This is a genomic window from Phytomonospora endophytica (assembly GCF_014202425.1).
Lineage (GTDB): Bacteria > Actinomycetota > Actinomycetes > Mycobacteriales > Micromonosporaceae > Phytomonospora > Phytomonospora endophytica.
This window is the reverse complement of sequence record NZ_JACHGT010000001.1, coordinates 56,672-82,794: the sequence shown is the minus strand read 5'-3', so window position 1 is coordinate 82,794 and position 26,123 is coordinate 56,672. Positions and strand designations below refer to the sequence as shown.

The window sequence follows — 26,123 nt, the reverse complement described above, 5'->3', positions numbered from 1 at the left end:
GAGGTCATCGGGAAGCGGCCGCTGATGGACAGGCTCGCCGCCGCGTCGGCGTCAGCCTCGCGTCAGTCCACATCGGACACGTCTCTTTCCTGGCCCCTGGGCGACAGCCTCGCGTCGTCCCGTGCCCGTCCAGGTATTGAGCCCAGCGTCAACGCAGCCGCCCGAGCGTCCTGCGCGCCTCGTCCAACGCTCGGGTGTGGAGGCCGGGGTCGACGTCCTCGGCGGCTTCGTAGGCGGTGACGGCGCGGGCGGCGAGGGACTTGGCGTCGGGGTGGTCGACGTGGGCGGCGGTGAGGAGGGCGGCGGCCAGGTCGGGGTGGTGCGGCGGAAGGGCCGTCTCGAAGTGGCGTAGGGCTTCCTGGGCGGCGAGGATGGCTTCGGCGCGGCGGCCCGTGTCGTGGAGGCGTCTGGCCTGTTCGTGGAGGGCTTGGGCGAGGTCTCCGGGTGAGTCGGTGGTGCGGAGGAGGTCGACGGCTCGGGTGGCGGCGTCGAGGGCCTCGGAGTAGCGGCGCAGGGCGGCGAGGGTGGCGGCGCGGACGGTGTGGCAGGAGGCGAGGTCGGCGACGTCGCCGAGGTCCTGCCAGAGCGACAGCGCTCGGGTGGAGTGGGCGAGCCCTTCGTCGTGGCGGCCGGCGTGGTGGAGGGCATCGGCGTAGTTGTCCAGCGCGTGGGCAAGTCCGTAGGGGTCGCCGCGTTCTTCGGCGATCCACAGGCAGGAGGCGGCGACTTCGCAGGCCTCATCGGGGGCGACCGTCCGCAGGGCGCGCGCCAGCCCCGACAGCGCGCACTCCAGAAGCTCCTCGTCGGCCGGATCGGCGGAGGCGTCGACGGCGTGGCGCGACGCCGCTTCGACGGCACGACGGGCGACGGCGACGGCGGCGCGGCGGTGGCCGGCGTCGGTGTGGAGTTCGGCGAGGGTGAGGCGGTCCTCGACCAGTTCTGGCAGGCGTTCCGGGTCGTCGGCCAGGAGTTCTTCGCGGCGCTCGGCGTGGGCCGTCGCCTGGTCGCGCAGGCCCGCGTCGCGGTGGAAGCGGATCGCGTCGTGCAGGGAGTCGGCCAGATCGTCGGCGTCGCCGAGGATCTCGCGGAGGCTGACGGCTGCACCGATGCAGGCGGCGGCCTCCTCGTGGCGGCCGATCTCGGCGAGGTACTGCGCGTGGTTGTGCCGCGCCTGCGCCAGCAGCGGGAGGTAGGCGGCGTCGTCGAGTTCTTCGAGCACGGCGATGGACCGCGACGAGTAGGAGATCCCCAGACCGCGGTCGCCATGGTCGGCGAGGAGCTTCGCGAGGTTCAGCAGCGAGACGCCGAGGTCGGCGCGGCGTTCGGGCGCGGCGCCGACGGCCATGTCCTCGCGGATCCGCAGCGCGCGTTCGGCGGCGGTGAAGGCCTCGGGCACGCGCTCGGCGAACATGAGGCGGTTGGCGAGGTTGGACAGCGCGGTGGCGAGGTTCGCCCGGTCGCGCGGGTAGCCGTCGGCGGTCAGTTCCTCCAGCATCACGATCGCGCGCGTCGAATGCTCGGCCGCCTCGTCGAAGCGCTCCAGGGACTCCAGCAGGCAGGCGTGGTTCTCCCGTGCCGCGGCCGCTGCGGCGAGCGTGAGTCCGCGGTCGTCGTCGAGGAGCGTGTCGTAGGCGTCGAGGGCCTCGGTGGAGAAGTCGAGGGCCTGCTCGACGCGGCCGAGTGCGGCGAGGCGGCCGGCGTGCAGGTCGAGGGTGTCGGCGTAGCCGGCGAGGTGTTGCGGGAGCTCGCGTTCGCTCGCGGTGAGCCGGATGTACATGGCGACGGCGCGTGCGCTGTGTTCGACGGCGTCGCGGTCGCGGCCGACGGCGGAGAGTTGCGTGGCGTGGTTGTGCAGGGCTTGGGCGAGTTGGGTGAGGCGTGTGCCGGGGGCCTCGTCGGCGAGTTCCTCTTCGAGGCGGAGCAGGCGTTCGGATCGCGTCAGGAGTGTCGTGGGGCTCTCGCCGGCGGAGTCCATGGCGACGAGCTGGAGGTTGAGGGTCTCGGCGAGTTCGGTGCGCAGGGCGGGATCGTGCCGGGCGTGGTCTTCGAGGCGTCCGACGACGTAGGCGAAGGCTTTGAGGGCGTAGTCGGCGCCGGTGAGCGACAGCAGGCGGGCGAGTTCGCGGTGGGCGAGGGTGAGCCGGACGGGGTCGGGGTGCCGGGTGCGGTGGTCGAGTCCTCTGTGGATGGTGACGGCCTGGTGGCAGACGCGGAGGGCCTCGTCGTAGCGGCGTAGTTCGCGCAGGGACGTCTGCCGGGTGAGGAGGCTGTCGGCGAGGGGCAGGGCCTCGTCGCGGTCGGTGCGCCAGAGAACCTGCTGGAGCAGCACGGCCTGCTCGCTCGACTGGAGGGATTCCTCGTGGCGTTCGAAGCCGTTGAGGAGGGCGGCGTGCCGGCCGAGTGCCTTGGCGTAGCGGCTGTGCACGTCGCGCCCGTTGTCGAGGAGTTGGCGCAGGGTCGCCAGTTCCCTTGTGCACCAGGTGAAGGCGTCGTCGTAGTCGTCGGTGCGCATGAGTCGTCCGACGAGCCGCGCGAAGACCTCGGTGTCCTCGGGCGTGGGTTCGCGGCCGGCGGCGATCTCGGCGTTGACCGCTTGCGCGGCCTGCAGTTCCGTTGCGGGCGCTGGGTTGTGGGCGGGCATGGCCGGGGCTCCTCGGGTGCGTGTCGACCGCGGTGCGGCTACGTGCCGCACGTTCAGGGTGCCTCGGTGCGGCCGCACGGACCTTGAGTGAATCTTGACGATCCGCGCAACCCCGCCCCCGTCCCGAGTCGTCCTCCCATCGGAAGACCCTCCGTCCATAAGAGACGCATTGGAGTTCGGGTGAGATCCCACCATCCTTCCCTGTTGTTCGCGGGCGTGGCCGCGCTGCTGCTGAGCGGTGCTCCCGCTCAGGCCGCGGCGGGTTCGCCGCCCGCCTCCCCCGGTCCCGTACTGGCCACCGACGGCCAGACCCGTGAGATCGCACTGGTCACCGGCGACTCGGTCCTGGTCGCGCCCGATGGGCGCACCGGCTTCCTGCCCGGTCCGGGCCGCGAGGGGGTCACGCATGTGACCTACGTCGAAGGCGGCGACCGCTACGTCGTCCCCACCGACGCCCTGCGCCTGCTCGACGAGGGTGTCGTCGACAAGCGCCTGTTCGACGTCACCGACCTGATCGCCGACGGCTTCGCCGACACCGGGGCGCTCCCGGTCATCGTGCGCGACGAGCCCGGCGCGTTCGACGCCATGTCGGCGTCCGGCAAGCTGTGGGACCGGGTGGCCGACGGCCGCGTGGATCGCCTGTGGCTCGACGGCAAGGCGCACTTCACGCTCGCCGAGTCGGTGCCGCAGATCGGCGCCCCGGCGGCCTGGGAGGCCGGTTACACCGGCGAAGGCGTGACCGTGGCGATCCTCGACGGCGGTTACGACCCGACGCACCCCGACCTGTCCGGACGGGTGAAGGGGGCCAAGGACTTCACGGGCACCTCCCCCGAGGTGCTCGACGGGTACGGACACGGCACCCACGTGGCATCCACTGTGGCCGGTTCCGGCGCCGCGTCGTCCGGCAGGTACAAGGGCGTTGCGCCCGACGCGGATCTGCTGATCGGCAAGGTCTGCACCGACGCCGGCGAATGCCCCGAGACCGCGATCATCGAAGGCCTCCAGTGGGCCGCCGACAACGGCGCCGCCGTGGCGAACATGTCCCTCGGCGGCGGCCCGAGCGACGGCACGGACCCGCTGTCCCTCGCCGTCAACGAGATCACCGAGAGCAGTGGGATGCTGGTCGTCATCTCGGCGGGCAACGACGGCTGCGCCACGTGCGTGAGCGCTCCCGGCACCGCCGACCGCGCGCTGACCGTCGGCAGCGTCACCAAGCAGGACGCGCTGTCCGAGTTCTCCAGCCAGGGCCCGCGTTACGGCGACGGCGCCGTCAAGCCCGACATCACCGCGCCCGGCAGCTCCATCACCGCCGCCCGCGCGAAGGGCACGGCGATGGGCACTCCCGTCGACGCGAACTACACCACCGCCGACGGCACGTCCATGGCCGCACCGCACACCACCGGTGCCGTCGCGCTGCTCAAGCAGGCGCACCCCGACTGGACCGCCGACCGTCTCAAGGCCGCGCTGATGGGCGCGTCCAAGGGGCTCGACGGCCTGTCGGTCTTCCAGCAGGGCGCCGGGCGGGTCGACGCCAAGGCGGTGTCGGCGACTGTCACACCCGTCGCGGGCAGCGTCAGCTTCGGCACGTTCGAGTACCCCTACGCGCAGGACCCCGCGGCGCGCGAGGTGACCTACCGCAACGACTCCGGCGCCGACGTCGAGCTGACGCTCACCCTGGCCGGCGACGCGATGTTCACCGTGGGCAGTCCTAAGGTGACGGTTCCGGCGCACGGCACCGCGACCGTCAAGGTGTCGGCGAAGGTCACCGGCGGCACGGCCGGTGCCTACGGCTCCTTCCTCACCGCGACCGCCGACGGCGTCTCGGTGCGGACCGCGCTCGGCGCCGTCCTGGAACCCGAGGTCTACGACCTGAACATCAACGTCACCACCCGGGCCGGCGGGCCGATCGCGCCCGACATGTTCGGCGGCCGCCTCGTCTTCGTCGTCGGTCTCGACGCCCGCTCGTGGGACATCGTCGACCTCGACGAGAACGGCAAGGGCACCATCCGTGTCGCTCCGGGTCGCTATCAGGTACTCGGCGCCGTCAGGGAAGGCGGGGACTCCCCGTCCATGACGGACTTCGCCGACGACGTCACGATCGCCGGAGCCGACGTCGACTTCGCCATGGACCTGCGTCCCGGCGAGCTCATCGATGTCGCGGTCGACGCCGCCGATGCCGTCCACGCCGCGACCATGGAGATGGTCACCAGCAAGTCCGCCGCCGGCGAGCACCTCTTCGGCTTCAACCAGCTCGCCTGGAACGGCACACCGTCCTACTCGGTCCCCAACGCCGACCCGGGCAGCGTCGTCGATCTGGTCCACGCGGTGACCCTGGGCAGCCCGAAGGGTGCGGCCGCGCCGTACTCCTACTCGTTGTTCTTCACCAGGACCGGGGACATGCCCGGCCGCACCACCTTCACCGCGCACAACGGTGAACTGGCCCGTGAAGACGCCGTCTACCACAGCCAGGGCGTCGCCACGACCGGCCGCCGGGTCGACTGGGTCTGGGGCGAGGAGATCTTCTACTCGATCGACGAGCCGGACATCACCGTCCCGAGCCGCCGCACGGAGTACTTCACCCCGGCGACGTGGACGGGCACGTTCCAGCTCGGTGAGAAGCCGAGCCGCTACGAGTTCGCACAGTACGACCCGGTCCGCACCGCCGGGACGGTCAAGTCGGTCGTCTGGGGCCAGGCACCGCTGGGCGTCGGCCCGGTCGGCGCCTCTCGCACCGGTGACGAGATCTGGCTGCTGCCCGCCATGTACGACGGGAGCAATCCCGAGCTGCGGATCATGGACGCCAAGGGCGACACGGTCAGCGGTTCGTCGTCGCTGACCTTCGGCGGCGAGGAGATCCCGCTCGACTCGGGCGGACCGTGCTGGCGGGTCGGTCCGCTTCCCGCGGGCGCCTCGGGCACGTTCACGTTCAGCTGCGACACCACGCGGGTCAACGACTACTCGGTCATCGGCACCGCGTCGAGCGCCAAGTGGACGTTCCACAGTGAACCGCCCTCGGGCGAGTTCGCGCTGCTGCCGATCCTGAACGTGCGCGTCGGTTCGGAGTGCGTCGTCAACGGGTACGCGCCCGCCAAGAAGGTGCAGGTCGTGAACCTCGACGTGTCCCGCACCGACGAGGTCGCCGACGTGCGCACCAGGAAGCTGACCTTCGAGGTGTCCTACGACGACGGCAAGACGTGGAAGTCGGTGCCGCTTCTGCGCAACGGCGACAACGCGACCGCCCTGCTGGCGCACCCGAAGGGCGCGAAGTTCGTCTCGACGCGGATCACCGCCGTCGACGGCGACGGCAACTCCGTCACGCAGAAGACCATCCGCTCCTACGGCCTCAAGTGACCGACGGTGGGGCTCCCGGTCCGCCGGGGGCCCCGCCCAGGCCCGCGAGGTAGTCGTCGAGCAGTTCCACCTGCCGCTCGGGTGGGAAGGCGGCGGGGTCGAACACGGCCTGCACGACCAGTCCCAGCACGAAGGCGTGCGCGCCTTCCGACACCAGGCCGGGGTCGCCCGCGCGGATCTCACCGCGGGCCTGGGCCGCCTCGACCAGCACGCGCATCCGTTTGCGGCTGCGGGCGTAGCGCTCGGCGTGGTCGACGCTGAGGCCCTCGTCGCCCAGGGCCGCGTCCCACGAGGAGATCCACGTCTTGTTGGCGGCGGCGTCCTTCGGGGTGAGCGGGAGGATGTCGAGCAGGGCCGCGCGGATCGCGGCGATCCCCTCCCCCGGTTCCCGCCGGGGCCGTGCCTGGGTGCGGGTGTCGAGCAGCTCCAGCGCGTAGGCGAGCAGGTCCCGCTTGGTCGGGAAGTAGTGCGTGAGCAGGCCGGTCGTGGCGTTGAGTTCGGCGGCGACCGCCCGCATCGTCAGCCCGCCGAACCCGTGCTCGGCGAGGACGCGCCAGACGGCCTCGGAGAGGTCGCGGCGGCGGGCTTCGTGATCTCCCCTCGGTCGTGGCATGCTGCTACGGTACATAACCGAAACACTTGTTATGTGAATGGGAGCCCACATGTTCGCCATCCCCCTCACCGAGAACGCCGAGCTGCGCACGCTGGATCCCTGGCACGCCGAGGAGTTCGCCGCCAACCTGGACCGCTGCCGCGAGTCGATCCGGCCGTGGGTCGGCGCGGCCTTCGTCGCCGAAGGCGTCGACGGCGCCCGCGCCACCCTGACCCGCTACGCCGAGGCCCGTGCCAAGGACGCCGCCCGGCTGTACGGGATCTGGCGCGACGGGACCCTCGTCGGCGGGGTGCTGTTCGTCAGCCTGTCGGTCAAGACCGGGGTCTGCGAGATCGGCTGCTGGCTGGAACCGGCCGCCGAAGGAAACGGCCTGGTCACCCGCGCCTGCCGCGAACTGCTCGACTGGGCCTTCGGCGAGCGCGGCATGCACCGGGCGGAGTGGCACTGCCGGGCCGACAACGCCAAGAGCGCAGCCGTCGCCGAGCGGCTCGGCATGACCCTCGAAGGGACCACGCGCGAGTCGTGGCCGTTCGACGGCGCCCGCTACGACAGCCAGATCTGGGGTGTGCTGACCTCGGAGTGGAAGAAGCCCTAGGCCACGGCGTCTCGGTAGCGGCGGCCGATGGCCGCGACCTCCTCGGCGAGTTCGGGCGGCCCGACGACGGTGAACGGCGCCCGGACCCGCACGAGCTGTTCGGCGTACCAGTCGGGCTCGTCGGTGGTGGCGCGCAGCCGGGTGCGCTCGCCGTCGGCCTCAAGCCGGCCGAGATTGCGCGGGAGCCATTCCGCGACGGCCTCCGGCGAAGCGTCGATGAGGACCTCGATCCGATAGCGCCAGCCTTCGGAGAAGTGCTCTTCGAGGGTGCGGACGGGATCGAGGTCCTCGGGCGCGGTGAAGGTCTCGGGCAGGACCTCGACCTCGGCGATGCGGTCGATCCGGAAGACCCGCCGCGCCTGACGCGTGTGCGACCAGCACAGCAGGTACCAGCGCCCGTGCCGGACGACGACGGCCCAGGGATCGACGTCCATGGGGCGCCAGACCTCCGGGCGGGTGCGGTAGGACAGCCGCAGCCGCGTGCGGGCGGCGCAGGCCTGCCCGAGCAGGGCGGTCGTGTGCGGGTCGGGGGTCGCCGCACTCCGGTCGGGGGCGGCGCTCGCGCCGCGGACGGCCTCGGCCGGGCGCGCGACCGGCTCGGGCAGGACCCGCAGGATCTTGCCGAGCGCGCTCTCCACCGGGTCGGCCGGGTCGCCGGCGCCGCGGTTGCCCTCCAGCACCGACATGACCAGCCCGAGCGCCTCGTCGGGGGTGAACATCAGCGGTGGCAGGCGCAGCCCGCGCCCGACCCGGTAGCCGCCGTAGGGACCCCGCACCGACTCGATCGGCAGCCCGGCCTCGCGCAGGATGCCGACGTGGCGGCGCACCGCCCGCTCGGACACGCCGGTGCGTTCGGCGAGGCGTTCGGCGGTGATCCCGGGACTCGCCTGGATCATCTCCAGCACCATCAGCACCCGTGTGGTCGGGCTCACATCGATCGCCATCGGCACACTCTCGCATTCCGGAAGCCGAACGTCCGGAACCGACTCTAACGTGTCCCCCATGAGCGACGACACCGAAGTGATCCCGAACGAACCGCCGCTGGCCGGCACCGAAGCCGAAGCACTCGTCGGCGCCCTTGAGCGCTCGCGGGCCATCTTCAGGTGGAAGACACACGGCCTCGACGCCGAAGGGCTGAGCGCCTCCGTCGGCGTCTCCACGATGACGCTCGGCGGGCTGGTCAAGCACGTCGCCGCCGTCGAGGACACCCACTTCGCGCGGCTCCTCCTGGCGGCCGAGCCGCCCGAGCCGTGGGCCTCGGTCGACTGGGACGCCGACCCCGACTGGGACTGGCGCTCCGCCGCCGACGACACTCCCGCGCAGCTGGAGGAGCAATGGCGGGAGTCGAGCGCGAGGTCGCGCGCGATCGTCGCCGAGGCGCTCGCCGACGGCGGCCCGGGTGGACTCGGGAGGTACAAGACCGGCACCGGAGAGTCGCCGAACCTGCGCCGCATCGTCCTCGACATGATCGAGGAGTACGCCCGGCACATCGGGCACGCCGACCTCATCCGCGAGACCGTCGACGGACTCGTCGGCGAGGGCCCTCCGCGCTGAGCGACGAGACGTCGGCGGCATCACCCGCGCGCACGGGGTGGTACCGCTTTCAGGAGCGGTCGCTACAGTCTCGGGATGCCGATCACCTTTGACACCACCGGATATCAGGCCGAACAAGACGGTTCGTGGAGCGACCCGCAGACCGGCGACCGCATCGCGCTGCAGGTCAACGACGGTCCTCCCTTCGAGGCCTCCTGGATGAACGACCCGGCCGCGCTGCGCCGCGGCTTCGCGGGCATGTTCGCCGAGGCGGGCTGCCTGATCCAGGCCGATCTCGTGCCCTTCGGCGGTGCCCGCGCGGTGTGGCAGCTGTGCAAGATGCCGCTGCCGAACGCGCCCAGCGGCCAGATCTTCCTGTCGATCTTCACCTTGACCAAGGCGACCCGCTACGCGCAGCTGATCTTCCACGCCCCCGAGTACGGCACGACCGGCATGCGCGAGGCGATGATCATGATGAAGCTCGGCAACCCCCAGAGCTGGGTCATGCCGCACCCCTACGACCCCGACCTGAAGACCCGCCTGCCCTTCCACCGCGGCGACGACCCGGCATTCGACGCGCAGTTCCCCGACCACCCTCTCTCCCGCGCCCGCCGCTGGGCCGGACGCACCGCGCAGAGCGCGCGCGTCGACCCGCAGTTCGCCGCGCTCCCCGAGCTCGGCACCGTCTGAGGGGTCTCGACGTGAACGCACCCGGTATTCCGGCCCGGTGGCGGATCGGCGACGTCATCGACGACCGCTACGAGATCACCGACGTCCACGAAGACGGCGGCATGGGCCTGGTGTACCGGGTGCGGCACCGGTCGTGGGCGACGGAATCCGGACCGACGGAACTGGCGGTGAAGTCCCCGCGACCCGACGTGTTCGCCGCCGACCGCGACAGCTTCGTCGCCGAAGCCGAGGCGTGGGTGTCGCTGGGACTGCACCCGAACGTCTGCGGCTGCCACTACGTGCGCCTCTTCGGCGGCGTCCCACTCGTCTTCGCCGAATACGTCACCGGCGGCAGCCTGCGAAAGTGGATCGAGGACGGGCGCCTCTACCGGGGTGACGCCCCGACCGTCGCCGCCCGCGTCCTCGACCTGGCGATCCAGACCGCGCGCGGCCTCGAACACGCCCATGAACGCGGGCTGGTGCACCAGGACGTCAAGCCCGCCAACGTCCTCCTCGACACCGACGGCACCGCCAAGGTCACCGACTTCGGCCTGGCCAAGGCGCGCGCGGTCGGCGGCTCGCACCGGCGCCCCGGCGCTCCCCCCGAGGCGAGCGTCCTCGTCTCGGCCGGCGGGCTGACCCCGGCATACGCGTCCCCCGAGCAGGCGATGGGACGGCCGCTGAGCCGCCGCACCGACGTCTACAGCTTCGCCGTCTCCGTCCTGGAGATGTACACCGGTGGCCTCACCTGGATGTCCGGCCTCGCCGCCGGGCACGTGCTCGCCGCCCTGCGCACCGACGGACCCGGCCGCCCCGGCCCTCCCCCGCTGCCCGCCGGGCTCGCAGAACTGCTGGAACGCTGTCTTCGCCACGATCCCGCCGAGCGGCCCGCGACCATGGCCGAGATCGCCGGCGCGATCGCCGCCGTCTACCGCGACACCACCGGACACGACCATCCCCGGCCGGTGCCCGTCGCCGCCGAACTCCGCGCCGACGAGCTGAACAACCGGGCACTGTCCCTCATGGACCTCGGACGGCCCGCGGACGCCGAGGCCGCCTTCGCCGAGGCCCTGGCCGCCGATCCCCGGCACCTCCAGGCGAGCTACAACTCCGGCCTCCTGCGCTGGCGGCGGGGCGCGGCCACCGATCTCGACCTGATCACCGACCTCACCGGGTTGCTTCCGCAGGACGGCACGGCCTGGGAACTCCGTCATCTCCTCGCGCAGGTGCACATGGAGCGCGGCGACCTCGACAGCGCCGGAGACCTCCTCGCCGAGGCGATACTCGAACGGCCCGGCGAACCCGACCTGCTCGCAGCCGACCGGACCCTGCGCTCGGGGCGGCTCTCCGACGCGCGAGCGGTCGAGACGCGCCGGATCCCCTGGTACGTCTGGGACGACACCCCGCGAGAGTTCGACGGACGGCCCATCCGGCGCGCCGCCCCCGGCATCGACATCCCGCTGAGCGCCGACGGGCGATGGGCGCTGAGCTCCTGCGACAAGGTGGTGCGGCGCTGGGACCTGAGCACCGGCGAAGGCGAGGCGCCGATGCCCGAGATCACCGGCGACGTCGACCTCGACGCGAGCGGCCGATTCGCGCTGTCCGGCGACGACGGTGAGCTGCGCCTGTGGGACCTCGCCGAGCGGCGGCTCCTCGGCGGCGCCGCCGTTCCCGGGGACTGGCCGGAGAAGTGGCTCATGAAGGTCCGGCTCAGCGCCGACGCGCGCACCGCCGTCGCCTCGGTCGGTCGCGGGCGGGTCGTCGTGTGGGACACGGCGACCGGCGAGCCGCGGCACCTCTTCGACGGCCACTTCACCCAGGCGCCCCTCGAACTCAGCGACGACGGCCGCCTGGTGCTGTCGCCGAACAACGACGACCAGAAGATACGGCTGTTCGAGACCGCCTCCGGCCGCTGCCTTCTGGAGATCCCCAAGAAGCCGTCGGGTGTCATGGGACTGCGGATCCGCGCCGACAACCGTGTCGCCGCGATCGCCACCTACGACCATGTGATCGATCTGTGGGACCTCGACGGCGGGCGCGTCATCCGCTCCCTGACCGGCCCGAGCGACGGCTACACCAGCCGGATCGCGCTCAGTGCGGACGGCCGGATCGCCGTGACCGGCGGGATCGACCACTTCGGCGCCGCCGCCGACGGTCCCGACCGCAACTCGGTGCGGATCTGGGATCTGCGCACCGGACGGGTTCTGCGGACCTTCGCCTCGGCCCACCTGGGCGGTGTCCGGGGCGTGCGGCTGGACGGCGAGCGCGCGGTGTCGGTCGGCAAGGATGGGATGTCGCGGTGGTCGCTGCCGCGCCACCACTCCGCCGCCTGGCAGGTGAGCCGCCCCCGGCGCCACGGTCAGATCGACGAGGCGGCAAGGGAGGTGGCCGAGCTGGTCGCGCGAGCCGAGGAGACCCTGTACGCGGGTGACCGCCGGGCCGCGCTGGCGCTGCTGACGCGGGCGCGGGCGGTGCCGGGACACGAGCGCTCGCCGGTGGTGCTGTCGGCGTGGCACGCGCTCGGGCGGTCGATGGCGAAGGTCGGACTGCGCGGAAGCTGGCCGGTGCGGACCCTCGAAGGCCACGGCGCCCAGGTGTTCTCGGTCGCGGTGAGCGCCGACGGACGGACCGCGGTGTCGGGAGGCATCGACCGCGAGGTCCGGATCTGGGACCTGGACACGGGCGCGTGCCGCCACGTCACCCCGCCTCAGCCGTCCCCTGTGGACAATGTCGCGGTCAGCGCCGACGGAGGGCTCGCGCTGTCGGCGAGCCGCGACGGCGTCATCGCGGTGTGGTCGACGACGACGGGCGAGCGCCTGCGAGAGGTCGACGGCGGGCGGACGCTCGGGGCGAGTCCGGCGGCGTTCAGCGCCGACGGGCGGCTGGTGCTGATCGCAACGGCGACGGCATCGGTCCAGTTGTGGGATCTGTCGGCCGGGCCCGCCGGGGAGTGCGTGCGGATGGTCGAGACGGGGATTCCGGGTCGCGGCGCCACCGCGGTGCGGATGGACGCGAGCGGGTCCTTGGGCGCGGTCGCGGGTGGGGACGACACGGTTCGCCTGTGGAACCTGGGCGACGGGAGTCCGCGGACCGTCCTCAAGGGACATTCGGGGCCGGTGCGGCCGCTGTGCCTCAGCGCGGGCGGGGAACGGGTGCTGACGGTCGCCGGTGGAACGATGCGGTTGTGGGACGGGCTCACCGGTGAGTGCCTGCGGATCTTCGAGGAGACGTCCGCCGACGCGGTGTGCTTCAGCCCGGACGGGCGTTTCGTACTGTCGGGCGGGCGGGACCGGGCGATCCGCGTCTGGAGTGTCGATAATGGACGGTGTGTCGGCGTCATGGAGGGGCATCAGGCCGCGGTGTCGGCGTTGGCGATGACGCGCGATGGGCGCTTCGTCCTTTCCGGCGGTGACGACAAGACGGTGCGGATCTGGGAGCTGGACTGGGTTCTGGCGCCGGAAGCCGGTGACGCGTGACGGCCGCGCGGGTGACCCTGTCGCTGGTGCGGGGGCGTCTCGACACCGCCGAGTACGTCTTCGAGGAACGCGCGACCTGCCTGCTCGGCCGCGCCGACGACTGCTCGCCACGCCTGCCCGATGACGAGCACCACCGCACGGTCTCGCGGCATCACTGCCTGCTCGACATCAACCCGCCGGCCGCGCGGATCCGCGACTTCGGGAGTCTCAACGGGACTTACGTCAACGAGACGAGGATCGGCCGCCGCGAGCCGGGGCAGACGCCGGAGGAGGCGTCGTCGTCGATGTTCCCCGAACACGATCTCGCCGACGGCGACGAGATCCGCCTGGGCGACACGGTGTTCCGGGTGGGCGTCACGACCGGGGAGCAGGGACCGCGACGGACGCTGGTCTTGGTCCACTGCACCAAGTGCGGTCGCGACCTGGGGGACGCCGACGGCGTCGAGGATTACGTCTGCGCCTCCTGCCAGGCCGAACCGGCCGCCGTGCTGCGCCTGCTGCTGGAGTTGGCGAAGGGCGGTCGACGGGAACTGGCGCCGATCGCGGGCTACGAGCTGATCCGCGAACTCGGCCGGGGCGGAATGGGCGCGGTTCACCTCGCCCGCCACGAGGCGACGGACGAGGTGGTGGCGCTGAAGGTGATGCTCCCCCGCGTCGCGGCGAGCGAGCAGGCTCGCGCGAGGTTCTTGCGGGAGGTCGCGCTGACGCGCGCACTGCGGCACCCGAACATCGCGGCTTTGCACGACGCGGGTTTCGGTGGCGGGACTTTCTTCTTCACGATGGAGTACTGCTCGGGCGGCGGCCTGGACGACAGGCTCACCAAGGGCCCGTTGCCACCTGATGAGGCCGTCTCCTTGATCCGGCAGGTCTTGGCGGGCTTGGAGCACGCGCACGCCCATGGCGTCGTGCACCGGGATCTGAGTCCGGGCAACATCCTGCTGCGGCCTCGGGAGGACGGGTCGACAACGGCGAAGGTCGCGGATTTCGGTCTGGCGAAGGCTTTCGACCAGGCGGGTCTGAGCGGTCTGACGAGGACGGGCACGGCGGCGGGGAAGCCGTATTTCCTGTCGAGGCGACAGGTGGTGAACTTCCGTGACGCGACGCCGATAGTGGACGTGTGGGCAGCGGCGGCGTGCCTGTACAGGGCGTTGTCGGGAACGTATCCGAGGGATTTCCCACGTGGGCGAGACCCGTGGCATGTGGTCTTGCAGGAGCCGGCCGTACCGATCCGCGAACGCGGGACGGAGGTCCCGGGCGATCTGGCGATGGTGGTGGACAGGGCTTTGCGCGAGGACCCGGGCGAGGGCTACGCGACCGCGAGGGAGTTCGCCGAAGCCCTCGCCACGACGACGCGCTCTTGACCTGGTCTCGAACTCAAGAAGTCGAAAACAGCTCCGGGCCTGACGCGGCACGAAGGCATCACCCCACCCCCCAGGCAATCTGTCACCCCCACCCCACGACATCCGCATCTACCAGCGAACCCGCCCTCCTCCGTAGCGTCAGTGCCATACCCACCCCACCGTCTCCGGGAGGACCCATGGCCACGCAAACCCCCACCCCCACCGCCACCAAGCCCCGCTCGAAGGCCGCCGTCTGGCTCGGCGTCCTCGGCGGCGCCACCCTCGTCAACGTCGTCGTCTGGGTCCTCACCGACCCCGTCTTCGGGCACGCGCTCATCGCCGACCAGGGCGGCACGGAGATGACCGTGACCGCCCCCTGGGTCATCGCGGGTTCCCTGATCCCCGGCGCGATCGGCCTGGCCCTCGCCGCCTTCCTCGCCCGCTTCTCCCCGGGCCGCGCGATCTGGCTCACCGTCTCGATCCTGGCGCTCCTCCTCTCCCTCGGCAGCCCGATCGGCGGCGGCACCACGACCGCGACCGTCCTCGTCCTCTCATCCATGCACCTCGTCGCCGGCGTCGCCGTGATCGGCGGCGGACTCGCCCTCCAGGGAAGCCGCGATGTACGAAACCCTTAAGACCGACCTCATCGCCTCCCTCTCCGGCACGGTCCTCGAAATCGGCGCGGGTACGGGCCGCAACTTCCCCCACCTCTCCCCCGGCGCCGAGTGGATCGGCCTGGAACCCGACCGTCGGCTCCACGCGAAACTCCAGGCGAGTGCGTCCCGCCACGCCCGCCCGAACCCGCGCATCCTTCCCGCCCGCGCCGAGTCCATCCCCCTGGCCGACGAGTCGGTGGACGCGGTCGTCTCCACGGTCGTGCTCTGCTCGGTCGACGACCAGTCCACCGCCCTCGCCGAGGTCTCGCGGGTGCTGCGGCCGGGCGGGCGGCTGGTGTTCTTCGAGCACGTCGCGGCCCCACGCGGGACCTGGACCCGCCGCCTCCAGCGCGCGTGGGCGCCGTTCTCGCGGCGTTTCGACCGGGGCTGCGATCCGGTCCGCGACACCGCGTCGGCGATCGAGCGCGCGGAATTCGCGTTCGTCGAGTTTCGGCGTTTCGCCATGCCGACCGGTCTCGGCCCGACGGTACCGTTCATCGCCGGGTACGCCCGGCGATGAGGGAGGGCAGAGACATGGCGTCACGCCGACGGCGGCCGGTGCTGCTGCCGCGCCCGTGCCGTACGGCGGTGCCGGGCGCTTTCGGGCCTGGCTGGTTCAGCATCCTGATCTGGGCGCCGGTCCTGGCGATCGACCCGATCGTCGACTCCTTCGATCGCGAGCCGGTCTGGTCGGCGGTGGCAACGGTCCTCGCGGTCCTCGCCGCGAACACCGGCGCCGTACTATCCGTCTATCGCGAGGGCCGCGTGGCCGCGCGACGGTCGCAGGTTCTGCTCGCCGCGCAGGCTGCGCTGACCTTCGCGGCGACGGCCCATTTCGGCGACCACTGGTTCGCCCTGTTCACGCTGCTGGCGCTCGCGGTCGGCGCGGTCGCGCCGCCGCGGTGGGCGCCGCCGCTCATCCTCGCCGTCACGTTCGGGGGCGCGGCGGTCGCCTGGCTGAAGGTCGGCGACTGGACGCAGACGTGGACGACGGCCCTGACGAGCTTCCTGGCCGGTTTCGGGACCTTCGTCTTCCAGTGGCTCCTGACGGTGATCGCCGAACTGAACGCCACCCGTGAGGAGCTGGCGCACAAGGCCGTCGACCGGGAACGGGTGCGCTTCTCCCGGGACCTGCACGATCTGCTGGGCCACACGCTGTCGGTGATCGTGGTCAAGGCCGAGGTGATCCGCCGGGTCCTGCCCGGCGACCCGGAGACCGCGGCGGCGCACGCCTCCGACGTCGAGGAGATCGGCCGCCGTGCCCTGGGCGAGGTGCGGGAGGCGGTCACCGGATACCGGGAGGCCGACGTCTCGCGGGAGCTGGACCGCGCCCGGGTCGCCCTGGACGCGGCGGGCATCGAGCTGCGCGTGGTGCAGGACGGCGAGGTGCCGCGAGGGGTCGACGTGCTCTTCGGCTGGGTGGTGCGGGAGGCGACCACGAACGTCATCCGCCACTCCGGGGCGCACGTCTGCACGATCACGCTGGCGGCGGGGCCGTCGTCGGCGACGCTGACGGTCGCCGACGACGGGTACGGGGGCGAGCCGTCGCCGGGCGGTGAAGGGATCCGGGGCCTGCGCGAACGCGCGGAGGCACTCGGTGGTGAACTGGCGGCATCGGGCACGCGGCGCGGCTTCACGCTGCGGGTCGAGGCGCCCACGACGGAGGTGGCGGAGTGATCCGGGTACTGATCGCCGAGGATCAGGCGATGATGCGGGGCGCGCTGGCGGTCCTGCTCAACCTTGAGGAGGACATCGAGGTCATCGCCGAGGTCGATCACGGCGACGCGATCCTGCCCGAGGCGCTGCGCGTGGAACCCGACGTGGCGCTCCTCGACATCGAGCTGCCCGGCATGAGCGGCCTCGACGCCTGTGCACTCCTGCGCGAGAAGTCGCCCGCCTGCAAGGTCGTCATCGTCACGACCTTCGGCCGGCCCGGCTATCTGCGCCGGGCCATGGAGGCCGGTGCCCGTGGCTTCCTCGTCAAGGACGGTCCCGTCGACGGCCTGGCGCGGGCGATCCGGGCGGTCCTGGCCGGTGACATGGTGATCGATCCCGAGCTCGCCGCCGGTGCCTTGAGCGTCGGCGGGAACCCGCTGACCGACCGGGAACGCGAGGTGCTCGCCGCCGCCGGGGACGGGTCCTCGGCGGCCGACATCGCGCGGCGGCTGCACCTGTCGGACAGCACCGTGCGCAATTACCTGTCGTCGGCGATCGGGAAGACGGGAACGAACAACCGGATCAAGGCCGTGCACATCGCGCGGGAGAACGGCTGGCTGTGATTCACACGGCGGCGGGTTCACGCCGGTAGTGCGTGGTCGCCTCGACGACGTCGAGGAAGCCGCCGATCGCGCCGTCGAAGCGCGCGGCCAGTGCCTCGTCGGCGAGGTCGCCGTCGGTGGTGAAGGCGCGGTCGGCGTGGGCGAGGCAGAACATGTCGGGGTGCAGCCGGGCGCCGAGCCCTTCGAGCGGCACGCGCAGGGAGATCAGGCCGCGGTGGCCGCCGACGGCGCCTGGCGAGGCGGACATGAGCATGCCGTTGACGCCGATGGTGGGCCAGGGTTTGATGCGCGAGAGCCAGTCGATGAGGTTCTTGAGGTTGCCCGGCATCGAGTAGTTGTACTCCGGCGAGACGATGACGACGCCGTCGTGCTCGCCGAGGAGCCGGGCGAGGTGGTGGGCGCCTTCGGGGACGCCTTGTGCCTCAAGGAGATCGCCGTCGAAGACGGGGACGGGGTAGTCGGCGAGGCTCGTCGGCCGGACTGCGGCGCCGGTGGCCTCGATCCGGCGGACGGCCAGGTCGGCGAGGGCGGCGTTGAGGGAACCGGTCCGGGTGGATCCGGCGATGACCAGGATGCGAAGGCGAGGCATCGAGAACTCCTTGTTACTTGACGTGTCACATAAACCTAGGCCGATTTATGTGACACGTCAAGTATGATCGGCGTCATGACCGAACCCCGCTGGCTCAGCCCCGAGGAGATGCGCGCCTGGCTCGGCTACCGGAGGCTGCGCAACCTTCTCGACGCGCGCATCGCCCGCGACCTCGCCGACCAGGCCGGCCTCTCCGACCAGGACTACGACGTGCTGTCGAACCTGTCCGCGCATGAGGACCACCGGGCCGGCATCGGCGAGCTGGCCAAGGAGCTGCGCTGGTCGCACAGTCGCCTGTCGCATCACCTGACGCGCATGGAGAAGCGCGGTCTCGTCGCCCGTGAGAGCCATCCGGCCGACGCGCGGGGCGCGATCGTGACGCTGACCTCCGAGGGACGGAGCGCGATCGTCGAAGCCGCGCCAGGGCATGTCGCCTCGGTGCGGGAGCACCTGATCGACGTGATGACACCCGAACAGGTGCGCTCCCTGGGTGACATCGCCGAGGCGGTACTGGGCAGGCTGGGCGAGGCACGCTAGCATTCGTGACCAGAAGACGAATCTGGTCACGAGTCACCGGGAGCGCCCATGCCGCGTATCGACCGCCTCACGCGCGCCGACGCGATCCTCGACACCGCGCGGGAACTGCTGCTGCGCCACGGGTACCGGAAGGTGTCGGTCGACGACGTCGCGAAAGGCGCCGCCGTCGGCAAGGGCACGCTCTACCTGCACTGGCGCACCCGCGAGCACCTGTTCCTGGCCGTCGCGGCCCGCGAAGCCGCGGCGATGACCGACGCCGTCGCCGCCGCGATCGCCGCCGATCCGGGCGAGGTCGCGCTGCACCGGTACATGCGGCGCTTCTTCGTCGAGGCGATGCGGCGGCCGGTGCTGCGGGCGGTCTTCACCCGCGACGCCGACACCCTCGACAAGCTCGTCGCCGACCCTTCCCGGCGGCCGCTGCAAGGCGCGAAGACGCTCGCGTCGGCCGAATACCTCGCGCTTCTCGGCGAGGCGGGGCTCCTGCGCCACGACCTCTCCCCCGCCGAACTCGACTACACCCTGCCGACGGTCGTCTACGGCTTCTTCGCGATCGAGCCGTTCCTGCCCGCCGGCCTACCCCTCGACCTCGACGCCAAGGCCGACCGCCTCGCCGACGTACTCCGCCGCACCTTCGAACCCGCCGACGATCCCGGCCCAGGCCCACGGGCCGCCATCGCCCCCCGGGCCGCCGCCGTGTTCACCGCGCTGGCCGACGGATACCGCGTACTCGCCTACGGCGACGACGACTAAGGAGCACCCCCATGCCCCACGACATCACCGGCCTCCACCACGTCGGCCACATCGTCGCCGACATCGGCGCGGCCGCCACGCTGTACCGGCGACTCGGCTTCCACGTCGGTCCGCCCGGGTTTCCCGCCTGGCGCGACATGCCGATCGGGCAGGCCGGCAACCACCTCGTGCCCTTCGGCGCGGGCAACACCCACATCGAGTTCCGGCGCGACTTCATCGAACTGGTGACGGTCCTCGACGGACCGCTCCCGGCCGAGGCCTTCCTCATGCCCATCGAGGTGCCCGCGGAGAGGCGGGAGGCGGTGACGCGCGCGATCCACGCGACCACCCGCAACATCCGCTCCTTCCTGGATCGCTTCGAGGGCCTGCACATCACGATGTTCGACGGCCCCGACCCGGCCGCCACCGCGCGGCGGCTCGACGCCGCCGGGATCGCGCACGGCGGGGTCCACCACGTCGCCCGTCCGATGTGGACGAAGGACGGGCACACCACGTCCGTGCCCGCCTCCTACCTGGAGATCGGCGCCGACGCGCGCGTCCCGGAGGGCCGCGTCGGCGTGGCGTCGAACCCGGACACCGCCCTGCTCGACGCGCAGCGACTCCCGGCACACCCGAACGGAGCGGTCGGCCTGACCGAGGTGGTCCTCGGGGTCCCCGACGGCGAACTCGACGCCCAGGCCGCGCGCTACGCCGAGATCCTCGGCCGGGACTCGGAAAGCGCCGATCACGGCAGGGTCTTCGCGCTCGGCGGCCCGACGCTGACGATCGCGCGGGAGAGCCGGCTCGGGAAGGTCTGGCCGGGCGCGGAAGTGCCGCGGACACCGGGTTTCGCCGTCTGCGGAGTCGCGGTGGACGACCTCGCGGTCGCGCGGGAACTGCTGGCGGCGAACGGATTCAGCCTGAGCGAGACATCGGGCGGTGGCGTCATCGTGCCCGCCGCCGAAGTCATGGGCGCCGCGATGGTGTTCACGCAGGCGTGACGGCCCATTCGAGCCGACGGCCGCCCGCCCGCGCTCACGGCGTGGCGGCCACGGGACTCGAACTGTCAGACCCTCCCGAGACCCTCGTATCGGGGGCGCTTGGAGTGACCTGGATATATGTCGACCCCGCCCCTCCGAACACCGCCCCTCACCCGGTCGCGAGCGCCGAAGCCGTGTCGATCGTGCTGAACGCCGCCCACAGGACCGGCGAGTCGGCGACCGACCCCTTCTCGCGCCAGGCCGCGAGCCGCCCGCGCTGCCACTCCCCGATCGCGGCGACCGGGTCGTCGCCGTCGTGGGCGGCGTCGATCGCGGCGACCGCGTCCTGCAAGGGCCTTCCGGTCGCCCCCGCGCGTTCGACGGCGAAGTCGGTCGCCAGCGTCCAGCGGGTCGCGGTGACCAGTTCGGCACCGCCGAGGATCGCGGCCGTCGCGAGCCCCAGCGTCTCGGTGAAGCGCAGGTCGCCGCCGCTCTCGCAGGCGATGAGCGCGACCCGGCCGGGCATCGGGTAGCGCTCGCGGTCCAGCAGCAGGTCCTTCGCCGAGAACGGGCGATGTCCACGCAGGACGGGCGCGTGACCGTCCGTATCGGCCGTGCAGGCCAGGTGGAGCTGCGCGTGCTCGCCCTCGCCGGATTCCGGGGCGGCGGCCGTCGCATGTCCCACGTACAGCAGCCTTCCGGCGCCTTCGCGCAGGACGGCGCCGAGCCAGTCGCGGTCGACGTCGGTGCGGCGGAACATCTCGACGGCTGAATCGGCGGCCGGACGCAGCCGTCCGGAAAGCCCGGCGACGTGCACGGCCAGTGGCGCGTCGGCGCTCATCCGGCCGAGGACCGAGCCCAGACGGGAGTCCGCGCGGAAGCCGGGCACACGGGGGTCGAGCACGGCCACGACCGGCCGGTCGCGCGACCAGCTCCTGGCGACGCGGCCGGGGGCGTGCGCGACGCCGGCGGGCGCGAGAACGCTCACGTCGGCGATCTCGATGAGACGCCGCTCCTCGGGATCCTCGGCGAGCAGCTCCCACGGCACCTGCGCGATGCGCGGCGACGGCTGGATCCTGATCCTCGGGCGGATCCCGGCCGACCGGTACTCGTCGAGCCGCAGCGCCAGCCCGTGCGGGATCAGCGCGCGGCTCAGTGTCCGGCCGAGCGCCAGTTCACGTTCGTAGTCGGCGAAGGCGCCGGTGGTGAGGGCCGCTTCGACGCCGTCGAGGATGGCCGGTTCACCGGGGCCCGCCGCCGCCGGGCCGCCGTCGACACCGGGCAGGGCGGCGCTTAGTTCGGCGACGGCGGCGTCGACGACCTCCTGCGGGAAGAACGCGGCCTCGACGGTGTGCAGGGTGTCGGTCCAGCGCCAGGTGGCGTACAGGTGCCCGGCGTCGGCGTAGCGCAGCAGCACGGTCGGCTGGTTCACCATGAGGGGATGGTCCCTTCAGCACGCACGGGCACGCCATAGCGCTCGACGGCCCGGTCGAGGTGGACGTCGAGGGCGATGCCGCCGTCGGGGGTCAGCGCGAGACGCGGTGGGAGGCCGACGGTCAGACCCGGTCCGGCGGCGGCATCGGCGAGCGCGGTCCCGATGGAGACGGGCGCCTGGGCCGGGTACATCAGGCCTTCCATGCCTTGCGGTGGCGATGCCGGCTCGGTGCGGTGTTCCAGGGTGGAGCCGGCGCAGCGCGCCTCGACGAGCTGGGCGACGAGCGGTCCGTTTCCGGAGCGGGCCGCGACCCGGAAGGCGACCGCGACGGCGGGTTCGGCGACGTTGCGGCGCCACTGGTCGCGCTGGCGACCGCTGGTGAGGGTGTGTGCGACGGCGTCGATGGCGAGGGCGGCGGGGACGGCGAGGTCGGCGGCGCGCGCGAGGAGCGCGGGGTCCTCGCTCTGCTCGAAGAGGGTGGCCATCGCGATGTGGAGCTGGGCGGCGCGGACGGGCAGCCCGTGCCCGGCCTGGACGGCCGCGGTAGCCGTGAGGAGTGCTTCGCCTTCGGCGCGGTTCCCGGCGAGGTAGGCGACCATGCCCTGCCGTCCGCGCGCCTCGGCGGCTTCGACGGGCTGTCCGACGCGGTCGAACAGTGCGGCGCTCGCGGCGAAGCGGGCCGTGGCGGTGTCCGTCTCGCCACGCGCGGCGGCGAGAAGGCCGAGCATGTCGAGGCCGGCGGCGGCCTGGTGGGGCAGTCCGGCGGCCTCGAAGAACTCCTGGGCGGTGATCAGCAGGGGTTCGGCCTCGTCGAAACGCTCGGCCCGCAGGTGCATCTGGCCGAGTGCGCGGCGCATCTCGGCGGCGCCGCCGGCGTCGCCGTTGTGCTCGAATGCGGCGAGGGCCTGCACGCCGAAGTCGAGGGCGAGTTCGGGGCGGCCGGTGTGCAGGGCGATGTCGGCGAGGTTCATCAGGGGGACGCCGGCCAGTTCGGGCCGGTGGGCGGTGACCACGGTGAGGCAGCGGGTGCCGAGTTCGTTGGCGCGTGGCCAGTCCTCGCGGTTGGAGGCGAGCATGGTCAGGGACATCAGCGCCGAGATGAGCAGGGTGACGCGGTCTTCTTCGCCGACCGGCGGCGGGTCGGCGTCGAGGATGACGAGGGCGTGTTCGAGGGCGGTTCCGGCGCCGTCGTAGTCGCCGATGGCCATGAGGGCGGGTGCCCGCGCGGTCAGGATGAGGGGGCGCAGCCCGGCGAGGGAGCCGTCGGGGGACTCGTCGCACAGGTCGAGGGCGGTGCCGAGCATGGCGAGGGCGCCGACGTGGTCGCCGAGGTTGGTGGCGGCGTTGGCGCAGTTGGTGAGGGAGTGGGCGCGCCGGTTCGCGAGCGCGGGGTCGGCCGAGGCGGTCAGCGCGGCCCGGTCGAAGGCGTCGCGGGCGGCGTGCAGGTCGCCGCGGCCGAAGGCCTGGATCCCTTCGGCGAACAGGGCGTTGGAGATCTCGTCGGCGTCGGCCACGTCAGTAGTCCGTCTCGGTCGCGGCGGCCGCGGTTTCGGCGCGGAGGGGGTCGGGGAGGGTGCCCGCGCGGATCGCGTCGAGGCGGGCGTGGACGAAGGCGCGGACGCGTGTTCGCAGGGCGCGGTCGCCCGGGCCGGAGGGCGCGGCGAGTCCGGGGAGGTGGACGTCGACGGTGACTTCGGGGCCGGTGGAGGGCGGCAGCGCCGAGTCGCCGATCCACGCGTCCTCCGCCAGCCGGAGGGCGATGTCCTCGCCGGTCACGGTCGCGTGCGGCCACAGGTGGGCGGGGACGGCGGTGGGCAGGCCGGGTGCGGGGACGGCGCTGACGGCGACGACGGTCTGGGCCGCGATGCGGGTGACCTGCCAGGACACGGCCTGTTCGGAGGCGTCGACCAGGCCCGGCGGGATCCGCCGCCAGTCGGTGCCGGTGGTGCCGCGGGAGAGGACGATGCCGTTGTCGGGTCCGGTGGAGGGCCCGGCAGCGAGCGCGTAGGCGGTGGACGGGCCGCGTGCGGGGACGGTCGCGGGCGCCTCCTCCGCTTCGTCGGCGGCGAAGAGCAGTTCGCACTCGGTGGTGAGTTCGGCGAGGTCTTCGGCGAGGAGGGTCTCGTCGAGGGCGGGAATGGCGTCGATCGTGGAGGCGGGCCACCAGCGCGCGGCCCAGTGTGCGTAGGCGAGGCGCGCGGCCGCGACCACCAGTTCGGGCAGGGCGGGGTCGGCATCCACCGTCGACCCGGTGTCGGCGACGGCGGCGGCTTCCCCGTACACGGCCCAGATCCACGACTGGGCGGCGTCGAGGTCGTCGATCACCGCGACCGGGCCGGCGTCGGACAGCACGCTCCAGGTCAGGTGTCCCCCGGCGACGTCGAGCACGGCGGCGTCCACGTCGGGCATCTCGGGCGGCGGGCCGTCGTGGGGCGTGATGACGTGGGCGCCGTGCTCGTCGCGCAGGATCCTGATCACCATGCCGGGCTCGTCTCGTGTACCGACAGGGCACGTCGCACCTGGTCGCGGTGGTCGAGGATCACCGAGCGCGCCACCCCGTCGAGCAGGTCCCACAGTTCGGTGTCGTGCACGCCGAGGCCGCGTACGTCGCGGCCGTGCAGGCGCGCCCACAGTCGGCGCAGGTAGGCGCGCCACGGGCGGGCGAGTTCACCGGCCACTCTCGTGAGCGGTTCGGCGGCGGGTTCGGGGGCGAGGCTGAGGCGGCGGGCGCGCAGGACGTAGGCCTCGCGGCGCCAGCGGGCGTTGACCGCGCGGTGGGCGGCGGTCTCGCCGCCGGTTTCGAGCGGTCGGAGGCCGAGGGCGAGGCGGACACCGACGGCCGCGACGACTCGCAGGGTCTCGTCCGACAGCGCCCACGGTTCGCAGGCGCGCACGGCTTCGGCGGCGACGAGTTCGGCCACCGGCGGCAGCTCGGCGCGGTCGGCGCTGGTGCGCAGGACGGTGAAGATCCGCTGGTAGACCGTACGGTCGAAGGGTTCGGCGGGGCCGCTCGACGACGCGCCGGGCGACGGGACGACCGGAACGTCGTGCGCGGTGAGCCCCAGTTCGCGGGCCGGGTGCGGGCCCGCGCCGAGCGCGTCGCGGACGGCCCACAGCGCCCGGCCGCTCGCGGTTCCCGCGCGGGCCGCGGTCAGCCGTCGGGTACCCGGGCCGGGGTCGCCCGACGGGAAGGCGTCGAGGACGGCCGTCAACAGGTCGTCGTGGTCGCCCGGCACGGGCGTCTCGTCGCGCGCGACCCACGACTTCTTCAGTCGCGCGGCCAGCTCGGCGGCCCGGTCCGGGTCGGCGAGATGGGCCTTGAGGGCCTCGACCGTGCGCCCCTCGCTGGCGTCGTGCATCTCGCGCAGCGCCTCCTCGACGGTCGCGCGCCCGGCGGCGGGGTCGGGAGTGCCGACGGTCGTGGCCAGCTCGAAACAGCGCTGGAAGTAGCGGTCCTGCGGGTGGCCGTCGGTGATGCGCATCAGCCGCCGCACCCGTTTGAACAGCGCGAACCAGCCCGCCGTGTCGGCGAGCACGGCACCGGCCGCCCGGATCAGCTCGGTGAGGCGGGCCGCGCCCTCGGCGGTGACCAGCGGCCCGGCGCAGTGCGGATGCTGGACGGGCCGGATGACCAGCGGGTCGAGGATCAGCTTGACCGTGCGGCTCAGCGGGGCGCCCTGGGGGCCGCTGAGGGCCTGGACACCGCGCAGCTCGCGCCACACCTCATGGATAACGAGGGCGCGCGGACGCTGCGGAGCGGTCGGCATCCCGCCATCCTATGGGCCGTGCGGCCGGGTGCGAAAAACCTGGGACCGGTAGCCGCCGGGGTCTCCATACCTTCGGTTCGAGCAGTTCCGCCGAGGAGGGAAACCCATGAAGAAGAGCATCCGCCGCACCATCACGGTCCTGGCCATCGGCGCGATGGCCTTCTACCTCTGGTACGGGCTGACCGGTCAGGGCACCGACGCGTACAGCTCGATCGGCAACTGGCTCGGCCCGACCGCGATCATCCCGCCGCTGGTGCTGACGGCGTTCATCGTCGGCTTCGCGATGACCGGGGACAGCGCGATGATGGCGATGACCGGTAAGAACACGAGCGAGTTCCGCGACGCCCCGGTCGGGATGGCCACGATCCTCGGGGTGAGCCCGACCGGTACGCAGATCAACGACCAGCCCGAGGTGCGTTTCGAACTGGAGGTCGTCGGCGTCCGGGGCGAGATCTTCCGTTCGCGGGCCAAGGCCGTCGTGCCCGTCACGCGGCTGGCGATGCTGCGGCCGGGCGGGATGCTGCCGGTGCGTTACATCCCGGGCCGCACCGACAAGGTCGAGCTCGACCGCTCCGGTGACCAGGCGCTCGCCCGTCACGCCATGGAGCAACTGGCGCTCCGGCAGGGCACGGTGACCGAGGAGGCCCTGCACATCGCGCGGACGGGGGTCCCCGCCCGGGGCGTCGTCAAGGGTCTCAGCGTCCCCGGCGAGATGCAGGACGGGAAACCGAAGCTGATCATCGACGTGGTCATCACCCGCCCCGACGGGACCACCTTCGAGATCCGCAAGGAGCCCTTCGTGCCGGCCGCGGCGGTCGCGAAGCTCCAGATCGGCAGCGTCGTCGACGTCCACTATCTTCCCCACGACGAGTCGCGCTCGGCGATCTCGGTGATGGCCTGACGTGAGCCCCGCGCCTGTCCGGACCGGTGCCC

22 protein-coding genes are annotated in these 26,123 nt (G+C 72.5%); 14 read left to right on the top strand and 8 right to left on the bottom strand.

Going from position 1 to position 26,123, the window contains the following annotated elements:
- Window positions 1-148: 148 nt before the first annotated feature.
- The gene (locus HNR73_RS00390; protein WP_184785166.1) at window positions 149-2,641 is read right to left on the bottom strand and encodes a tetratricopeptide repeat protein; all 2,493 of its coding nucleotides are present in this window, start codon (window positions 2,639-2,641) and stop codon (window positions 149-151) included.
- 180 nt (window positions 2,642-2,821) lie between these two features.
- On the opposite strand from HNR73_RS00390, the gene HNR73_RS00385 reads away from it, so the two are divergent.
- Window positions 2,822-5,992: a S8 family peptidase gene (locus HNR73_RS00385; RefSeq protein ID WP_184785165.1), complete on the top strand. Its 3,171-nt coding sequence runs from the start codon at window positions 2,822-2,824 to the stop codon at window positions 5,990-5,992.
- On the opposite strand, the gene HNR73_RS00380 is transcribed toward HNR73_RS00385, so the two are convergent.
- Window positions 5,985-6,605, bottom strand: coding sequence for a TetR/AcrR family transcriptional regulator (locus tag HNR73_RS00380; RefSeq protein WP_184785164.1), 621 nt, complete (start codon window positions 6,603-6,605; stop codon window positions 5,985-5,987). The two genes, HNR73_RS00385 and HNR73_RS00380, sit on opposite strands and share 8 nt — an antisense overlap.
- Window positions 6,606-6,654: 49 nt before the next feature.
- On the opposite strand from HNR73_RS00380, the gene HNR73_RS00375 reads away from it, so the two are divergent.
- Window positions 6,655-7,200, top strand: a complete 546-nt coding sequence (locus tag HNR73_RS00375) for a GNAT family N-acetyltransferase (RefSeq protein WP_184785163.1) — start codon at window positions 6,655-6,657, stop codon at window positions 7,198-7,200.
- Here HNR73_RS00375 and HNR73_RS00370 read toward each other — a convergent pair.
- Window positions 7,197-8,144, bottom strand: coding sequence for a helix-turn-helix transcriptional regulator (locus HNR73_RS00370; protein WP_184785162.1), 948 nt, complete (start codon window positions 8,142-8,144; stop codon window positions 7,197-7,199). The two genes, HNR73_RS00375 and HNR73_RS00370, sit on opposite strands and share 4 nt — an antisense overlap.
- A 58-nt stretch (window positions 8,145-8,202) precedes the next feature.
- Between HNR73_RS00370 and HNR73_RS00365 the strand changes: the two genes are divergently transcribed.
- The 8 genes from HNR73_RS00365 to HNR73_RS00330 all read left to right on the top strand — a co-directional run bounded on the left by HNR73_RS00365 (window position 8,203) and on the right by HNR73_RS00330 (window position 17,153).
- Window positions 8,203-8,754 (top strand): mycothiol transferase, encoded by a 552-nt coding sequence (locus HNR73_RS00365; RefSeq protein ID WP_184785161.1) that lies wholly within the window; start codon window positions 8,203-8,205, stop codon window positions 8,752-8,754.
- A 75-nt stretch (window positions 8,755-8,829) separates the two neighbouring features.
- Window positions 8,830-9,423: a hypothetical protein gene (locus tag HNR73_RS00360; RefSeq protein WP_184785160.1), complete on the top strand. Its 594-nt coding sequence runs from the start codon at window positions 8,830-8,832 to the stop codon at window positions 9,421-9,423.
- Between the two features lie 11 nt (window positions 9,424-9,434).
- Window positions 9,435-12,878, top strand: coding sequence for a WD40 repeat domain-containing serine/threonine protein kinase (locus HNR73_RS00355; protein ID WP_184785159.1), 3,444 nt, complete (start codon window positions 9,435-9,437; stop codon window positions 12,876-12,878).
- Window positions 12,875-14,239 (top strand): protein kinase domain-containing protein, encoded by a 1,365-nt coding sequence (locus HNR73_RS00350; RefSeq protein ID WP_184785158.1) that lies wholly within the window; start codon window positions 12,875-12,877, stop codon window positions 14,237-14,239. The genes HNR73_RS00355 and HNR73_RS00350 overlap by 4 nt, the downstream gene beginning before the upstream one ends.
- 176 nt (window positions 14,240-14,415) lie before the next feature.
- Window positions 14,416-14,853: a DUF6069 family protein gene (locus HNR73_RS00345; protein ID WP_184785157.1), complete on the top strand. Its 438-nt coding sequence runs from the start codon at window positions 14,416-14,418 to the stop codon at window positions 14,851-14,853.
- Window positions 14,837-15,394: a class I SAM-dependent methyltransferase gene (locus HNR73_RS00340; protein WP_184785156.1), complete on the top strand. Its 558-nt coding sequence runs from the start codon at window positions 14,837-14,839 to the stop codon at window positions 15,392-15,394. Before HNR73_RS00345 ends, HNR73_RS00340 begins: the two co-directional genes overlap by 17 nt.
- 14 nt (window positions 15,395-15,408) lie before the next feature.
- A complete protein-coding gene (locus HNR73_RS00335) occupies window positions 15,409-16,551 on the top strand; it encodes a sensor histidine kinase (RefSeq protein ID WP_184785155.1) in 1,143 nt (380 codons plus the stop codon).
- On the top strand, window positions 16,548-17,153 hold the full coding sequence (locus HNR73_RS00330) for a response regulator transcription factor (protein WP_184785154.1): 606 nt from the start codon (window positions 16,548-16,550) through the stop codon (window positions 17,151-17,153). Before HNR73_RS00335 ends, HNR73_RS00330 begins: the two co-directional genes overlap by 4 nt.
- A gap of 1 nt (window position 17,154) precedes the next feature.
- Here HNR73_RS00330 and HNR73_RS00325 read toward each other — a convergent pair whose 3' ends face one another.
- Window positions 17,155-17,742, bottom strand: coding sequence for an NADPH-dependent FMN reductase (locus HNR73_RS00325; protein WP_184785153.1), 588 nt, complete (start codon window positions 17,740-17,742; stop codon window positions 17,155-17,157).
- Window positions 17,743-17,817: 75 nt separating this feature from the next.
- Between HNR73_RS00325 and HNR73_RS00320 the strand changes: the two genes are divergently transcribed.
- From HNR73_RS00320 to HNR73_RS00310, 3 genes are read left to right on the top strand one after another with little or no spacing between them, the layout of a single operon-like run.
- Window positions 17,818-18,279, top strand: coding sequence for a MarR family winged helix-turn-helix transcriptional regulator (locus HNR73_RS00320; RefSeq protein ID WP_184785152.1), 462 nt, complete (start codon window positions 17,818-17,820; stop codon window positions 18,277-18,279).
- A gap of 48 nt (window positions 18,280-18,327) precedes the next feature.
- Complete coding sequence (locus tag HNR73_RS00315; protein ID WP_184785151.1) at window positions 18,328-19,029, top strand: TetR/AcrR family transcriptional regulator; 702 nt, start codon at window positions 18,328-18,330, stop codon at window positions 19,027-19,029.
- Between the two features lie 11 nt (window positions 19,030-19,040).
- A complete protein-coding gene (locus HNR73_RS00310; RefSeq protein ID WP_184785150.1) occupies window positions 19,041-20,009 on the top strand; it encodes a VOC family protein in 969 nt (322 codons plus the stop codon).
- A gap of 148 nt (window positions 20,010-20,157) precedes the next feature.
- Here the strand turns inward: HNR73_RS00310 and HNR73_RS00305 are convergent, their stop codons facing one another.
- The 4 genes from HNR73_RS00305 to HNR73_RS00290 are packed head-to-tail and all read right to left on the bottom strand — an operon-like array spanning window position 20,158 to window position 25,190.
- Complete coding sequence (locus HNR73_RS00305) at window positions 20,158-21,423, bottom strand: CHAT domain-containing protein (RefSeq protein WP_184785149.1); 1,266 nt, start codon at window positions 21,421-21,423, stop codon at window positions 20,158-20,160.
- A complete protein-coding gene (locus tag HNR73_RS40560) occupies window positions 21,417-22,937 on the bottom strand; it encodes a tetratricopeptide repeat protein (RefSeq protein ID WP_184785148.1) in 1,521 nt (506 codons plus the stop codon). Before HNR73_RS40560 ends, HNR73_RS00305 begins: the two co-directional genes overlap by 7 nt.
- A 1-nt stretch (window position 22,938) precedes the next feature.
- Window positions 22,939-23,904 (bottom strand): hypothetical protein, encoded by a 966-nt coding sequence (locus HNR73_RS00295; RefSeq protein ID WP_184785147.1) that lies wholly within the window; start codon window positions 23,902-23,904, stop codon window positions 22,939-22,941.
- On the bottom strand, window positions 23,898-25,190 hold the full coding sequence (locus HNR73_RS00290; RefSeq protein ID WP_184785146.1) for a hypothetical protein: 1,293 nt from the start codon (window positions 25,188-25,190) through the stop codon (window positions 23,898-23,900). The genes HNR73_RS00295 and HNR73_RS00290 overlap by 7 nt, the downstream gene beginning before the upstream one ends.
- A 106-nt stretch (window positions 25,191-25,296) precedes the next feature.
- Here HNR73_RS00290 and HNR73_RS00285 point away from each other — a divergent pair, with 106 nt between their 5' ends.
- Window positions 25,297-26,091: a hypothetical protein gene (locus tag HNR73_RS00285; RefSeq protein ID WP_184785145.1), complete on the top strand. Its 795-nt coding sequence runs from the start codon at window positions 25,297-25,299 to the stop codon at window positions 26,089-26,091.
- Window positions 26,092-26,123: the final 32 nt, after the last annotated feature.